The sequence below is a fragment of the Streptomyces sp. NPDC001292 genome, from assembly GCF_042896465.1.
GTDB lineage: Bacteria > Actinomycetota > Actinomycetes > Streptomycetales > Streptomycetaceae > Streptomyces.
Window position 1 is genome coordinate 1 of sequence record NZ_JBIAXG010000039.1, and the last position, 15,057, is coordinate 15,057.

The window sequence follows — 15,057 nt, forward strand, 5'->3', positions numbered from 1 at the left end:
GCGGAAGACTGTGGCACCTGGGCCTCCTGAGTGCTTGGTGACTCGACATCTCCGAGCTACGCAGGAGGCCCTTCCCTCATGCGCTGACCAGTCCGTGATCATCCAAACGGGAGCGAGACCCGCACTCCCGTCCGATCTTCAAGCTGCAAGATCGCTTTGATAACGGCTTCTGATCGCACAGCTGCGGGGCCGGGCCTGGCACGCCCCGCGGGGGATGGGTGCCTCGCAGCGCGCCGCGGCCCTGCTGATCGGCAGCATCCTGGTGCTGCTGCCCACGGGTTCGGCGCTGGCCTTTGATGCCCAGGCCGCGCCGGCTCCCACGGCGGGTCTTGTGCCGGGTCAGGAGGTTCATGCCCCGCAGGCCGCCGCCCAAGCCGACCAGGGCTCACCCGCATCCTCCGCGAGCACGTCGGCGTCGCGTACGTACACGGTGCGCGAGACGCGGCCCGCGGAGAGCCTGTGGGGCATTGCCGAGCGGGAGTTGGGGGACGGCGAGCGGTGGCGGGAGATCGCCGACCTGAACGAGGGACGGACCATGGCCGACGGCACGGTCTTCCGCGCGAATAGCTTTCTGCAGCCCGGCTGGCAGCTTCAGATGCCCGAGACCGCCACGGCTGCGGGAGGCGTCCGTACGCAGCTGGGTGACAGCGCCCCGGCTGCCCGCGAAGAGGACGGGCACGTCGTCACGGTCCACTCGGGCGACTACCTGTCGAAGATCGCAGAGAAGGAGCTCGGCGACGGCGACGACTGGCCGCGGCTGTTCGAGGCCAGCCGGGGCAAGCCGCAGCCGCACGGCCTGCCCGAGATCACCAACCCCGACGTCATCTACGCGGGGCAGCAGGTCACCGTGCCCGGTACCCAGACCGATCAGCCGCCCCAAGGCCAGGGCCACGGTGAGGAGTCGGGCAGCCAGGAGACCACTGGCCCGGCCACCCAGGGCCCCGACGGCACGCAGACGCCGGGTGACAGCACGGGGGATGCACCAGCGCCCGTGCCCAGCCAGACCCAGGCGCCTGCACCGCAGTCGTCGGCGCCCACCGCGCCGTCCAGTCGTCCGCCCGAGCAGTCCAGGCAGGATCAGTCCTCACCGTCGGCAACGGCGTCCGCGACGCCCGAGCCCAGCGCCAGCGCCTCGGCTTCTGCCGCCACGCCGTCGGCGTCGGCCGAGCCGTCCCGCTCCGCTGCCTCCTCCCCCACGCCCGAGGCCCCGGCGACGGCTCCGGCCAGCAGCCCGCTGAACCTGCGCATCGTGCTCGGCGCCGGTGCTCTACTCGCCGCTGCCATCACCGGGGCGCTCGCCCTACGCAGGACGCTGCAGCGCCGACGCCGCAAGCCGGGCGAGAAGATCGCCATCGCAGCGGAGACCTCCCCGGCGGAGGCGCAGTTGGCGGCGGCCGCCGAGCCCGGCGGCGCCGCCCGCCTGGACGTGGCGCTGCGGACCCTGGCCCACCACGTCGCCCAGCAGCAGGAGGCCGACGCGGTCGTGCCGCCGCTGCGGGCCGCCCGGATCGGGACCCGCGCGGTTCAGGTGCTGCCCGAGGACCTCGCACAGGAACCGGTGGCGCCGTTCACCGCCGGGCGGGACGGCTGGTGGGTCCTGCCCGCCGAGGCCGCCCTCCTGGACGAGGAGGCCGCCCGGGAGGTGCCGGCACCGTATCCGGGGCTGGTCACGATCGGCAGCACCGAGGCGGGCGACCTGCTGCTGCTCAACCTCACGCAACTGCCCGCGCTGCTGCTGGACGGCAACCCGGTCCACATCACCGAGGTGTGCACCTCGCTCGCCCTGGAACTCGGGATGAGCCCGTGGGGGACGGACGTCGAGGTCGTCACTGTCGGGTTCGGCGAGGACCTGCCGCAGCTGCTGCCCACCGCGCGGATCGCCCACATGCGCCAGCCCGTCCACGCGCTGCGCGACCTGAGCGAACGCCTGCTGGAAGCACACCAGCTGCCCCAAACCCAGCATCAGCCGTACCTGCTGCTGTGCGCGTCCGCCCTGGACGAGGACACGGCCTGGCAGTTCGCCGACGTGATCGACCGGGCGGGGGCGGTACCCGTCACGCTGATCGCCCCGGCGAGTACGGCGGCCGCTCGCTTCCCCGGGGCAGAGATCCTCAACGCCTCCCTCAGCGCCCCACAGACCCTCGACTACGCCGGCACCAACATCACGGTGCAGCGCCTCGAGCACGCCGCCTACCTCCAGATCACCACCGCGCTGAAGGTGTCCGGGCAGCCGCCCCACCCAGCCGAGGGACCCTGGAAAGACGTCCCCGACGAGCTCGACAGCGCGCAACAACCCGAGCACGCGTCGCCGCAGGAGTCCACGCCCGCAACCACCGCCGCCTCGCTCCCGTCACCGGCGGCGGCAACGGACGTGAGCAGCGAGGTCTTCCCGGCCCTGCTCGCCGCCAGCACCGACCCGTCCGGGCCCCGCCTCCTCCCCCCCACCGCATCGTCGACCCAGCTCAACGACGAAACCGGACCGAACACCGAAGCAGCGGTGTCTCCAGCCCCGGCCTCCCCGGCCGCTGCCGACTCCACCAACCCGGCAAGCGCGGCGGAAGCTGACGCCCCGGGGGCCGCCCTCGAGGAGCCCACGGTGCCGGAGGGGGAAGAGTGCCAGGCGCACGACCTGCACGCCCCGGAGATCCGGGTCCTGGGACCGGTCGAGGTGACGGGCGTGGACAACACCGGCCACGGCCCCAGAATGGCGCAACTGGCCGCCCTGCTGTACTTCCGGCCCGGCCGCAGCGCGGACGCGCTGTGCGCGGACATGGACCCCGTCAGCCCCTGGTCGACCAGCACCCTCAACGCGCGGATGCAGGGCCTGCGCAGCTGTCTGGGCAGCGACCCGGCCGGCCACCCCTACGTGCCACGCCGCAAGACGGGCGAGGACCCGTACCAGCTCGCTCCCGGCGTGCGCTGCGACTGGAGCCGTATCCTCCAACTCGTCGAACGCGCGCTACCGCTGGGCCCCTCCGGCCTGACCGACCTGGAGAAGGCACTGACGCTCGTGCGGGGCAAGCCGTTCGGCGGCCGACCGCTGCCCTGGGCCGAGCCCCACGCTCAGGAAATGATCACGCGGATCACCGACGTCGCACACACCGTGGCCACCTACCGCATCCCCGCAGGCCCCCACCACGACCTCAACGCCGCCCGCCAGGCCGTCGCGACCGGCCTCGACGTCGACCCCACGGCAGAGCTCCTCTATCGGGATTGGATGCGTCTTGAGGCTGCGCGCGGGAACCGCTCCGGACTGCACACCGCGATCACCCGCGTGCAACAGATCAACCGGGATCTGGACTGCTCGCTGGAGACGGAGACTTCCCAGCTCATCAACGAGCTCCTGGGCGGCTCGGGCACGGTCTGAGCGGCTGGTGAAGGCTGGTGGGGCCGTCCTGGAGGAGCTCGACAGACACCACGTTGTGATGGCCGACCCGGAGGACAACGAGTTCTGCGCCGCCGCAGCCTCGGCCTGAGGCTGGCAAAGGGCCAAAACGCTCCCCGACCTCTGCCCTAGCCGTGCGCCGCCGGGTCACCGCATCCCCCTGAGGGCAGCGATCCGGGTGGAGCCTCGGTTCGGGACCCGACCGCTCGGGCAGACGCCGCAGCAGACCATGCTCCTTGAGGAGCCGGACCGCATGCCCCTGCGGCACCAAGCCTCAGGCCGCATCTCCGATGGTGATGTGGAGGGGCTGCCCTAGCGCCGTGGCAACGCGCAGCAGGGTGCGGGTGGAGGGCAAGGTGAGACTGTTCTCCAGGCGGGCGATGGCGGGCTGGGTCATCCCGGCGCGGCGGGCCAGTTCGGCCTGGGACCAGCCCAGTTCGGTGCGGCGCTGGTAGACCGAGCGGCCGAGTTCGATGGCCAGGCCGGTCTCGTCGTAAATCTCCTGGGCCTTTGGACCCAGATGGGTGGCCGGGTCGGCGAGTTCCTTGGCACGGCGGGTCATCCAGGTGGCGTGGTTCACAGCTCCTCCTCCTTCACGGTGCGGTCGTACACGTCGTGGCGGTCGGCGGGGCGATGCCTGGCCTCGCACTCCCGCTGGACCTGGTGAGCGCGGTCGACCTCCGCCTGCTCGCGCATGCGGGTCTTGCGGAACACGGTCAGCATCACGATCCGCCGCCCGGGCGCGAGCCAGTACGTGATGCGCTGCTCACTGCTTCGCAAGGAAAACCGCAGTTCGCGGAGCTTGCCGCCCAGGTGGCGTGTCTGCGGCTCGCCGAGGGTCTCGGCATGGTCGGCGAGGTAGTCGGCCAGCTTCATCACGCGCAGATAGTCAGCAGGCGGCAGCGATTCCAGCCACTGTCGAACCTCGGGTTCAAGCTCGATCTCGTATCGCCCACCACCCATAACAAAAATCATATACCAGGCGCGGTGCCGACGCCCAGAACGCCCCCACCGAGGCTGGAACGGGCGACCGCGTTGCCGCGACTGCTCCCCCGCAAGCCCTGGGGCTGACGTCTCTCGACGTAGGCAAGGAGCTCGTGGACGGGCGGCCTCGTCCGATGCGGGAGGCCGCCTCCTGCAACCGCCAAAGTCTCGCGGACGCTCAGCGTGACGGTGCGGGCCTGCTGCACCAGGTCCGTCGCCCAGGGCTGCCACTCCCCCGTCTCCCGCACAGCCGGTCAGGACGACGGGGCCGTGCAAGGGATAGAGGAGCGCATCGCGTCAGGCGCTCGCCAGGGCCCAGACCGCAAGGTTCTAACCAAGCCCGATCACCGGCCCTCGCCGTGCAGGTGCAGGAGTGCACGACGGTGGTACACGCCTTGATCAACCGCACTGGCCGTTCCGATGTGATCCCGGATCGCGGAGAGCGCACCGGACTCGGGCAGGCCAAGTTCCGTGACGGTGGTGTCGGGGGCGATACGCAGGGCGCGCACGGGTCCTCCTGTCTCGGGGACGGGACGCACTACGAGGCCGCTGTGCGCACTGACTGCGCAATGGGCATCGCGGCTACGCGATGCCGGGGTGACTGCGGTTCCTCTCGATCGGACAACCGGTTGTGCAGCGGGGGCGGGCCCTCACTGCTGTGACTGCGCGTAGTGGCGGATCAGTGCCTGCCAGCGCCGCTCGAAGTCGACAGCCTGCTCGGCGATGTAGCCGGTGGTGAGGGGCTTGTTGTGCTGCGCGGTGATCCCGTGGGCTGCACACTCCTGCGCAATGGCGTCGAGCGACGGGGTTTCGTTGCTCACCCGCTGTTCCACCCACAAGTTGTAGACACGGAATGGCAAGAGGTAGCGACGCAGGGTGGACGGGCTGACCGGCTTTCCGCCGCGGCCGGTCATGCCTTTCTTGCTTGCGAGGTAGGCGGAGAGCCGCTCGGCCTTGGGTTCCTCACCGTGCTCGGCCTCGTACTCGGTCCAGGCGAGGTAGTAGCGGTCGACGGTGGTGAGCGCGGCAGGCTCCCCCGTCACGTCGTCCTCGTCCGGCGAGTCATCGATGGCCGCGTGCACCCTGGGACTGCGCTTCTCCTTGGCGGGGTGCGCGCCCGCGCCGGCCGGTGCCTCCTCAGGCTCGTACGGGTTCGTGAGGGGCTCGTCGGAGGGCGCCTGCGCGGCGGAGTCGGAGGCTTCCTCGTCGGCGGGCGGCTCCGTGTCGTCGAACTCGCCTTGCCGGAAGGTCGCGACGAAGTAGTCCAGGTCCTCGCCCGTGATGGGCCGGCCGTTAGCGCCGGTGATCTGGTCCCGCTCGTAGACGTACGCGGCAAGGGCGACGGCATCAGGGTAGGCCCCGTGTTCCCGCGCGTACGCGAGCCAGGCGTTGTAGAAGTAGTCACCCCATCCGTCGTCCGCGTCGTGCGGGGCTTGGGGTTCGGTCCCATTATCAGCTGAGGGCGTGTCACGCCGCTTGAGAAGCTGCAGCAGGGGTTGGAGTTGCTCGTCGGACAGTGGCCCGCCGGCCGCGGTGGCGATGCCGTACTGGTCTTTGAGCCACAGAGCGAACTGCGCGCTCGTTGGCTCGAATCCGAAGGCGGCCATCCAGTCCTGATAGGCGCCTGCAAGGTGTTGGGCGTTCCCTTCGCCCGCAAGGTCGTGCGGCTGCTTTGGGTGTGCGGTTCGCGGCTGCTCCACCGGCTGGGGCTGCACGCCGCGCACCTGCGCCGGTTCCCTCTCCTGGTCGACGACGGCCTCGAGTTCGGGGCTTGGCCGCTGCGCCGGAATCGGGGTCCGCTCGACGGTGAACTGAATCGGCGGCTCGTCAATGCCCGCGGCAGCCAGCCCGGCCGTAGCCGTCTCGGCCAAGGGGACGCCGTAGCGGGCCAGACGGAGCGGCATCAGCGACTCCACCGGGGCCTTGCGCCGCCAGGCACGGCCGAAGCGGGACCGGAGGCTCGCCTGGTAAACGAGGCGCTCCTGTTCGAGCTTGATGACCTGGTCGTAGGAGCGGAGCTCCCACAGCTTCATACGGCGCCACAGAAGGAACGTGGGCACGGGCGACAGAAGCCAGCGGGTCAGGCGAACGCCCTCCATGTGCTTGTCGGCGGTGATGTCGGCGATACGACCGATCGCGTGCCGGGCCGCCTCCACCGCCACCACAAACAGGACTGGAATCACCGCGTGCATGCCCACACCCAGCGGATCAGGCCAGGCCGCCGCCCCGTTGAAAGCGATCGTGGCGGCCGTCAGGAGCCAGGCCGTCTGCCGGAGCAAGGGGAAGGGGATGCGAATCCAGGTCAGTAAGAGGTCCAGGGCCAGCAAGACGCAGATGCCGGCGTCGATGCCAATGGGGAAGACATAGGCAAAGGCACCAAAACCCTTCTCCACCGCCAGTTCGCGGACCGCCGCGTACGAGCCGGCGAAACCGATCCCGGCAATGACCACCGCACCGGCCACCACCACACCGATCAGGACCCGATGCGCTCGGGTCACAACGAACACTTGACCCCGACCCGCACGCATCCCGCTCCCCGGTTTGCACTTCACAACCGAACCGTTCCCACACTCCCACAACCAGCCACCGCTCGGGGCAATTTTGAGGTCCCAGTCCGACCAACCCCGCAACAAACCGGCCGCCGCCCAGAGCAGAAAACGCGAATGCAACCCTGATAACAGATCAAGGACCGTATGCTTCCCGGAGGCCGATCACGACCGGACACTGCCAGCGGCGGCCTTCAGGTTTACCCGGGCCGCCTCGCACAGGAACAGGAGACGGCCCTTGTCGAAAAACTCATCCGCCCGGAACGTCGCCGACTCGAGCCGGCGACGCCCTGGCCTGGCGGCTCCACCACCCCGGCTGCGTCACCGCACCGCCCCGACACCCCAAGACGAACGCGAGCGCTGCTCCGGCTCCTACCACAGCAACCGCCCAAGGCAGGAGCCGGTACGACCGCGCCGGTAGTGAACGCCATCACGGCCCTGCGCGAGAACACGGCAGACAGCCCCGCGCGGGCCGTGCCGTCCGATCACATCATCGCAGCACCGTCGGACCGGCACTCCGACGACCTCTGGTCGCCGCCTCCCGGCCCGGTCCCCGCCGCCCCCGGCGAAGGGTGGCCTACACGGTCGCGGCGCTGAGCACGAGCGGCGCCGCCGCGCTGATCACGCTGATGCGGCAGCCCGTCGAGGATGAGCCGGATCCCGCGACCAGGCGCCGAAGACCGCGACCGTGCCGACCTGCCGGAAGATGTTCATGGAGCCGGGGCTGGCCCGTAGGGCATGTGGCAGCCATCGACGATCAGACCGGCCTTCGCGTCAGCCTCCGACCTGCCGAGACCGCCGAGGCCTCGAGACCGGCGAGAGCCCGAGACCGCCGACCGGGCCGTGACCGGTCATGCGGAGGCGCGCCGCACCACCTGATGCGCGAGGACGATCTCGCGGGCCGGCCCGGTGTCCCCGTCGAGGCGGTCGATCAACAGCCGGGCCGCGCTGCGGCCGATCTCCCGCGCCGGATTGAGCACCGTCGTCAGAGCCGGGGCGACCATCGACGCCGCGTCGATGTCGTCATAACCCGCGACGGCCAGTCGGCCCGGCACGTCCAGGCCGCGCGCCCGGGCCACGTCCAGTGCCCCGATCGCGATGAGGTCGTTGGCGCACACGACGGCGTCCGGCGGCTCGACGGCATCGAGCAGGTGGGCCGCGCCGACGCGCCCGCCCTCCCAGGTGAAGCCGGTCCACGCGGTCAGCTCCTCGGGCACGGGGCGGCCCGCCTCGCCGAGGGCCTGGCGGTAGCCCTCGTACCGTTCGCCTCCCGGCTCGACGTCCTGCTCGCCGCCGATAAATCCGATCCTCCGGTAGCCGCGCTCGACGGCCAGGTACCGGACCAGGTCGCGCATGCCCTCGGTCTCGGCGCCGCGCACCACGTCGCCGGGGCCGTCGGCGATCCGGGTGCCGAGCCTGACGAGCCGCGCGCCGGAACCGGCGATCAGGTCGAGGTCCGCGCGTCGCGCGCCGAACCGCCCGAGCACGATGCCGTCCAGTCGACGAGCTGCCAACTGTTTGAGTACGGAGGGGAGTTGGGGGCCGCCCGCCATGGGCGCCTCACAGACCACGGTGAGCAGGTCGCGCGCGTACGCGATGGCCTGGATGCCCGCCGCCAACTCAGTGTTGAACGGGTTGGTGATGTCCGGCACCACGAGCCCGATGGTGTCGGTGCGCTGGGTGCGCAGCCCGCGCGCCGATGGATCCGCCTGGTAGCCCAGGCGCCGCACCGCGTCCTCGACCCGGGCGCGGGTGGCCGCCGAGACGGGACGTCGCCCGCTGATCACGTGCGACACCGTCGTAACGCTGACTCCGGCGGCGGCTGCCACGTCCACGATCTTGACGCGGCCCGAGCTCACATCCGCCTCCCGAAGGTTCGTGGCGCACCGGCGGCGCCGTGTTCGGCTTCACTCTACCCAGGACGCAAAACGTTTTGTAGTGTACTCGGCACCGAGGCGCTATGGACATGGTCCCGCCTCCCACTCTGCTATGCAAAACGATTTGGATACATGATGGTCACAGCTCCCGTTCCAGGGGCACTTCGCGATGCACAGTGGGCGCCATGAACCGTGCCCTGAGCCCCGCGCGCTCCCTCAGTCGCAGAAGGCTGCTCGGCACCGCCCTCGCCGCCGCGTCCGGCGGCGTCCTCACCGGGTGTTCCTCGTCAGGTGCCTCCGGCGCCTCCGGTCCCTCCCGAGGAACGGTGCGATTCCTCGGGCCCGAGACCCCCGCGACGTTCGCGCCGGTGATCCACGGTTTCGAGAAGGCCCACCCCGGAGTGCGCGTGGCGTACACCGCCGTACCGCCCGCCCAGCTCAACGACGTCCTCCAGCTGCGCCTGTCCGCCAAGGACTCGGCCATCGACGTCTACTGCGTCGACCAGCCGCGCATCCCCGCGCTGAGCGCCCGCGGCTTCCTCACCGACCTCACCCCGGTGAGCGGACGGGCCCGCGCGGCCGTCACCGAGGAGCAGTACGAGATCAGCTCCTGGAACGGCACCCTGCGTTCATTGCCGGTATGGACGTCCACCCAGTACCTCTTCTACAACGCAGACCTGCTGAAGAAGGCGGGCGTGGACGTCCCTTCCGCCGACCCCGCCAAGCGCTGGACCTGGGAGAAGACCCTGGACGCGGGGCGCCGCGCGATGAAGCGGGCGGGTTGCGACTACGCCCTGGTCCTGGAGCAGACGGACGCCTACTACGGCCTGCAACCGCTGGTCGAGTCCCTCGGCGGCGGATCCGGCATCACTGGCAGGGACATGCTCACACCCGCCGTCACCACGGACGGCTGGCAGCGCGCCATGCGCTGGTACGGCAAGCTCTTCGCCGACGGCCTCTCTCCGCGCGGCATCACGTCCTTCCAACTGTCCTCCCTGTTCACCGCCGGCCGGGTGCCGTTCTTCGTCGGCGGCCCCTGGAACCTGGGCTCGTTCGCCACGCTCAAGAACCTCACCTGGGGGACAGCCCCGCAGCCGTACTTCGAGGGCGGCCGCCCCGTCACCCCGACCGACTCCTGGTCATGGGGCATCAACCCGTACAGCAGCCGCCAGAACCTGGGCCTGCGCTTCATGGAGTACGCGACACTGACCACCTCCGGAAGCCTCGCCACGGTCGCCGCCTCGCCACTCATCCCCTCCCACCGCACCGCTTTCGAGCAGTACGCGGCCGGCCTGGAGAAGAAGGCCACGCGGTCCACCGAGGGCGTCGCCGCGATCATGCGATACGAGCTGGAGCACACGGCCGTCAGCCGCCCGCGCTCCATCGGCTACACCCAGTTCGAGACCGTACTGGCATCGGCCTTCTCCGACATCCGCAACGGTTCACCGGTCGAGGCCCGCCTCGCCAAGGCCTCGGACGAGCTCGTACGCACCTGGGAGCGACTGCGATGACCACCACCACCGCCAAGGCCGGCGAGGATTCGGCAGCCCCGGCCGCCGAGATCCAGATCCCGGCGCGCCGCCGACGGCCCCGCTCCCAGGCCCGCACCGCGCTCGCCTTCCTGGCCCCCGCACTGCTCGCGCTCCTCGTGCTGCGCCTGCTGCCCGCAGGGCTGGCGGTCGTCGACAGCCTACGCCACCACAGTCTCGTCGACGGCGTCACCCGCTTCGTCGGCCTCGACAACTACGGCGACCTGTTCGGCGATCCGCAGTTCTGGCAGAGCGTGCGCGTCACGCTGTTGTTCAGCCTAATCGTCAACCCGCTCCAAGTGCTGTGCGCGCTCGGCCTCGCCGTCCTGTTCAACCGGCGCTTCGCAGGCGCACGCCTGTGGCGCTCCCTCGTCTTCGCGCCGATCGCGGTGCCGCCCGCGGTCTCCGCCGTGATCTGGGGCATCCTCTACCGGCCCGAAGGCCCGCTCAACGCGGCCCTCGGCGTTCTCGGCCTCCCGTCCCAGCCATTCCTGACCAGCCCCTCCCAGGCGCTCTACGCACTGATCGTGCTGATGTCGTGGGTCGGTGTCGGATACTGGATGACGTTCCTCATCGCCGGCCTGCAGGACATCCCGCAGGAGTGCTACGACGCCGCCGCCATGGACGGCGCGAACGCCTGGCAGCGCTTCGTGCACGTCACACTGCCCCTGCTGCGCCGACCGCTCGCCTTCGTGCTCGTCGCCGACACCGTCTCCAACTTCCTGGTGTTCGCGCCGGTCCAGTTGCTCACCAGCGGTGGCCCCGAGGGATCCACCAACCTGCTCATGTACGACGTCTTCCGCCGCGCCTACAGCGTCGGCGACATCCACTACGCCCAGGCCGAGGTGGTGCTGCTCGTCGCGCTCACCCTCGCCGTCGTCGCCGTGCAGTACCGGCTGATGCAGGGCAAGGGCGAGGAGTAGCCATGACGACCCTCCACCACTCCGCCCCGGGTACGCCGAGGCGGCTCTCGCCGGCCCGGCACATGCCGGTGATCGCCGCCGTGGTGATCGGCGTGCTCTTCGCGCTGCCGCTGTTGTGGGTGCTCGCGGGCTCCCTGCGCCCCGGCTCCCAGGTCCTCGCGAGCCTCGACGACCTGTCCTGGCGCAGCCTCATCCCCGCCGACACCACGCTCGACAACTACGTCACCCTCTTCCAGGGCGACTTCGGCCGGGCCGTCCTCAACTCCGTGCTGGTCGCCGCCGTCACCGTGGCGCTGGGCCTGCTGGTCTCGGCCAGCGCCGCGTTCGGACTGTCCGTCTTCGCGTTCCGGGGCAGAGGTCTGGTCTTCGCGGTGATCCTGCTCAGCTTCATGATCCCGTTCGATGCGATCGCGATCCCCCTGTCCTCGCTCTTCCGTTCCTGGGACCTGCAGAACACGTACGCGGGTCTCATCCTGCCCGGCATAGGCAACGGCCTGGCCATCTTCCTGCTGCGCCAGTTCTTCCTCGCCGTCCCGAGGGAACTCGTCGAAGCCGCCCGCATCGACGGCCTCAGCTGGTGGGGAGTCTTCACCCGCGTCTACCTGCCGCTGTCACGGCCCGCGCTCGTCGGCGCCGGACTCACCCTGTTCACCTTCCAGTGGCAGTCGTACATGTGGCCCCTGCTCATCGGCACCGAACCCGCCAAGCAACTCGGCCCCATCGCGCTCGGCACCCTGCAGGGGCAGATGGTCGTCGACTACGGACAGGTCTTCGCGGCCGCCGTCGTCCTCACTCTCATCCCGCTCGTCGTACTGCTGCGGCTGCAGCGCCACTTCACCCAGTCCATCGCGAGCAGCGGCCTCAAGTAGCCACCGCCCACCGACCCCCGCCGTCCGTCCTGCCGCAGGACGCCGGCCCACGGGTCCCGCACACGTACAAGGACACATATGACTCTCCACCACCTCCTCCTGGACACTGACATCGGCAGCGACGTCGACGACGCTCTCGCGCTCGGCGTCCTGCTCGGCTCGCCCGAGCAGGTCCGCCTCGAGGCCGTCACCACCGTCTACGGCGACACCCTGCTGCGCGCCCGCCTCGCCCACCGCCTCGCCGCCCTCGCCGGGCACGACCTGACCGTGGTGCCCGGAGCGGAGGAGACCCTCTCCGGAACGGAGGTCTGGTGGGCCGGACACGAGGGCCGGGCCTTCACCGATCTGGAGTCCGAGCCCGTACGCAACGACGTCCCCGCTCACCGCTTCCTCGCCGCCGCCGTCCTCGCCCGCCCCGGCGAACTCGACATCATGGGCATCGCCCCGCAGGCCAATCTCGCCCGCGCCATCACCCACGAACCGGGCTTCGCCCCGGCCGTACGCACCCTCTATCTCATGGGCGGCCATTTTGCGCCCGGCGCCGGGCCCGAGCACAACATCGTCAGTGACATCACGGCCGCCCGCACCGTCTTCGCCTCCGGCATCCCGACCGTGATCACCGGCCTGGAGATCACCCGCAGGGTCCGCATCGGCCGCGACGGCATCGAACGCATCCGCGCCGCCGGCACCTACGGTGCTGCCCTCGCCCGCGAGATCGACGCCTGGACCGGGTTCACAGGCGAGGGCTGGAGCGTCCCGCACGACCCGATCACCGCCCTGTCGATGCTCTGCCCAGAGTTGTACGAGACCGCAAACGGCACGGTCACGGTCGACGACGAAGGCCGTACCGCCTTCCACCGCGACTCGGATGGCCCGGTCCGCCTTGTCATGGACGCCGACCTGGACGCGGTCGCCGAGGAGATCGTGAGCCGTATCGAGAGGGCCGGAACCGAGTCCGTCATCTCCTAGGGTCTGTGTGACGTCGTGATCAATCGGCTACTTGCAGGACAACACCGTTGCGTTTACTTCCGTGAGCGGTTCGCAAGTCCGTGCTCGAAGAACGTGACGACGGTGTGGACGGTGTAGTTCTGGCTGGTCGTGGGGTGTTGTCCGGCGTTCGGGCCGTACTTGCTGGTGGGGTTCTTGCGGGTGCGGGCCTTCACTCGTTGCCGTCGGTGGGCGGGCAGGAGGTCGTCCAGGGCGGCGTGGCCGATTGTGCCGACCAGGTCGATGAGGGTGCCGGGGAAGATTCCATGCCGGCGGTGACAGTGTCGGTTGCGGCGGCCAGCAGGGGGCGGTGAAACTGATCCGCTCCATGGGTAGTTCCGGTCGTCTGGTCAGGGCGTCGTCGCCGGCGCGGATCAGAGCCTGGTAGGCGGTGAGCAGGACGTAGACCTCCTAGTCGAGGCCATCGATGCTGCGGGAGCGCAGGACGCGGCCGTCGAGCATGGTGGCCTTGATCGAGAAATACGTGGTTTCCGCCTGCCACCTGCGGTGATAGAGATCAACGAGCTCGGCGGCCGGGAAACGGACGGGGTCCAGCAGGTTTGTGATCAGCCGCCACTGCTCGGTGCGGACGGTGCCATCGGCCATGGTGAGGGTGAGAGTCGCCTCGATCACGCATACCGGCAGCAGTATCCGCAGGACGCCGTAGCCGATGCGGGCGATGTAGGAGCCGTCGCCCAGGTGCTCGGCGGGAGTGGGCACGCGGCGGGCCCCGGAGCGCACCAGGAACCGTGCCCCGCTCTGATGGACGGCATCAAGGAACTCGTTGCCGTCGAAGGCCGCGTCGGCCAGCAGGAGCATCCTGTCATCCAGGGCGGTCAGAAGCCGCTTGGCATAGGGGAGTTCACCCTCGGACTCCGGCCCGAAGGCGGCGGCTATGAGCGCGCGGGTACCGCACTCGACCAAGGCCAGCAGCCGCAGGAGCGGATAGCCGAACTCCAGGCTCCCCCGGCCCGCTTGGGGTAGCGCCAGGTGAGCGTCTCGTCGTCGAGGGTGTGCAACAGGGTCCCGTCGACGGCCCACCGTGCGCAGGCCCCCGTAGAAGGACCCGGCCTGCCCGGGGCGGGCGACGGGTCCGGCAAGCGTCTCGAACAGACGCCGCAGGGGTGCGGCCCCCACCCTGCGCCTGGCCCGCGTCAGCGAGGAGACCGCGGGACGCACCAAGGCCAGCGGGGTCAGGGCGGCGGTCAGCTTGGACCACACCGTGCGGTTGAGGCGCAAGCCCGCGCCGACCGCCTCCGTGCTCGACACCCAGAGCGTGAAGACCTCCGACAACGTCCCCCTGACCAGCCAGGGAACGGACGTGGCCAAGAAGATCGTCGGGAGGAAGCGCGGCATCCTCACGGACACGATCGGCCTCATCCAGCCGTGACCGTCACCGACGCCGGCCTCTCGGAGAACGCCCTGGGAATGCGCCTCCTCGACCAGGCGAAGGAGAAATACCCGACCACCTCCAAGAGTTGGGCCGACACCGGCTTCAAGAACGCCGTCGTCGAGCACGGTGCCCGCCTCGGAATCGACGTCGAAGTCGTCAACAGAAACCCGGATACCCGTGGGTTTCACCCAGTGGCTGGACGCACATGGGTGTGCGGTGAAACTGCCGCAGCCGGTGCAGGTGCTGCTTTGAGAGCCGCCTTGGAGTGGGCGAGCAGCACCGAGTAGCGAGTCCACTTGGTGGCAGGCAGGAGTTCGAGGAGCTCCACATTCCAGCCTGGCAGGTGAAAGACAGTCACTGGCTCGCCGGCCGTGGACGAAGGCCTCGACGGCCCGGCGGACCGGGTCGGTGCGCGGCTCGTCGTCGCGCAGGCCCTGTCCGAGGCTGCACACTCTCCACAGACGGTCTCCTCGCCTGCCCGATCAACTCCAAGATCATCCCACGTCGCCAGCCAACGTGACAGTGCCCGCTGATAGCAAACCGGTCCGCGGTGCCGGCAAGCGG

13 protein-coding genes and 1 pseudogene are annotated in these 15,057 nt (G+C 70.0%); 7 read left to right on the forward strand and 7 right to left on the reverse strand.

From position 1 onward, the window contains the following. The first annotated feature begins 214 nt into the window (after positions 1–214). Together ACFY4A_RS31790 and ACFY4A_RS31795 are read left to right on the forward strand one after the other, a co-directional pair. Positions 215–3,367: a hypothetical protein gene (locus ACFY4A_RS31790; protein WP_390832781.1), complete on the forward strand. Its 3,153-nt coding sequence runs from the start codon at positions 215–217 to the stop codon at positions 3,365–3,367. A gap of 7 nt (positions 3,368–3,374) precedes the next feature. Further along, positions 3,375–3,476, forward strand: coding sequence for a VOC family protein (locus ACFY4A_RS31795; RefSeq protein ID WP_390832782.1), 102 nt, complete (start codon positions 3,375–3,377; stop codon positions 3,474–3,476). Between the two features lie 183 nt (positions 3,477–3,659). Here ACFY4A_RS31795 and ACFY4A_RS31800 read toward each other — a convergent pair whose 3' ends face one another. The 5 genes from ACFY4A_RS31800 to ACFY4A_RS31820 all read right to left on the reverse strand — a co-directional run bounded on the left by ACFY4A_RS31800 (position 3,660) and on the right by ACFY4A_RS31820 (position 8,774). After that, positions 3,660–3,965 (reverse strand): helix-turn-helix domain-containing protein, encoded by a 306-nt coding sequence (locus ACFY4A_RS31800; RefSeq protein WP_383063712.1) that lies wholly within the window; start codon positions 3,963–3,965, stop codon positions 3,660–3,662. Next, entirely contained in the window at positions 3,962–4,348 is a 387-nt protein-coding gene (locus tag ACFY4A_RS31805) for a type II toxin-antitoxin system RelE/ParE family toxin (protein WP_383063709.1), read from the reverse strand. The genes ACFY4A_RS31800 and ACFY4A_RS31805 overlap by 4 nt, the downstream gene beginning before the upstream one ends. A 365-nt stretch (positions 4,349–4,713) precedes the next feature. Then, the gene (locus tag ACFY4A_RS31810) at positions 4,714–4,878 is read right to left on the reverse strand and encodes a hypothetical protein (protein WP_390832783.1); all 165 of its coding nucleotides are present in this window, start codon (positions 4,876–4,878) and stop codon (positions 4,714–4,716) included. A 141-nt stretch (positions 4,879–5,019) separates the two neighbouring features. After that, positions 5,020–6,867, reverse strand: a complete 1,848-nt coding sequence (locus ACFY4A_RS31815; protein WP_390832784.1) for a DUF2637 domain-containing protein — start codon at positions 6,865–6,867, stop codon at positions 5,020–5,022. Between the two features lie 899 nt (positions 6,868–7,766). Then, entirely contained in the window at positions 7,767–8,774 is a 1,008-nt protein-coding gene (locus tag ACFY4A_RS31820; protein WP_390832785.1) for a LacI family DNA-binding transcriptional regulator, read from the reverse strand. Between the two features lie 203 nt (positions 8,775–8,977). On the opposite strand from ACFY4A_RS31820, the gene ACFY4A_RS31825 reads away from it, so the two are divergent. The 4 genes from ACFY4A_RS31825 (at position 8,978) to ACFY4A_RS31840 (ending at position 13,082) form a co-directional block, all read left to right on the forward strand. Further along, a complete protein-coding gene (locus tag ACFY4A_RS31825; RefSeq protein ID WP_390832786.1) occupies positions 8,978–10,303 on the forward strand; it encodes an ABC transporter substrate-binding protein in 1,326 nt (441 codons plus the stop codon). Beyond that, the gene (locus tag ACFY4A_RS31830; protein WP_390832787.1) at positions 10,300–11,244 is read left to right on the forward strand and encodes a carbohydrate ABC transporter permease; all 945 of its coding nucleotides are present in this window, start codon (positions 10,300–10,302) and stop codon (positions 11,242–11,244) included. Before ACFY4A_RS31825 ends, ACFY4A_RS31830 begins: the two co-directional genes overlap by 4 nt. 2 nt (positions 11,245–11,246) lie before the next feature. Next, the gene (locus ACFY4A_RS31835) at positions 11,247–12,113 is read left to right on the forward strand and encodes a carbohydrate ABC transporter permease (RefSeq protein WP_390832788.1); all 867 of its coding nucleotides are present in this window, start codon (positions 11,247–11,249) and stop codon (positions 12,111–12,113) included. Positions 12,114–12,191: 78 nt separating this feature from the next. Then, on the forward strand, positions 12,192–13,082 hold the full coding sequence (locus tag ACFY4A_RS31840) for a nucleoside hydrolase (RefSeq protein ID WP_390832789.1): 891 nt from the start codon (positions 12,192–12,194) through the stop codon (positions 13,080–13,082). A 53-nt stretch (positions 13,083–13,135) separates the two neighbouring features. Here the strand turns inward: ACFY4A_RS31840 and ACFY4A_RS31845 are convergent, their stop codons facing one another. Both ACFY4A_RS31845 and ACFY4A_RS31850 read right to left on the reverse strand, forming a co-directional pair. Continuing rightward, on the reverse strand, positions 13,136–13,276 hold the full coding sequence (locus ACFY4A_RS31845) for a hypothetical protein (protein WP_390832790.1): 141 nt from the start codon (positions 13,274–13,276) through the stop codon (positions 13,136–13,138). Positions 13,277–13,511: 235 nt separating this feature from the next. Further along, positions 13,512–14,369 carry a transposase gene (locus ACFY4A_RS31850; RefSeq protein WP_390832791.1) on the reverse strand — a complete coding sequence of 286 codons (858 nt, stop codon included), beginning with the start codon at positions 14,367–14,369 and terminating at the stop codon, positions 13,512–13,514. On the opposite strand from ACFY4A_RS31850, the pseudogene ACFY4A_RS31855 reads away from it, so the two are divergent. Then, positions 14,323–14,705: pseudogene (locus ACFY4A_RS31855) on the forward strand (transposase); the annotation flags it as partial. The gene ACFY4A_RS31850 and the pseudogene ACFY4A_RS31855 overlap by 47 nt on opposite strands. Positions 14,706–15,057 lie beyond the last annotated feature (352 nt).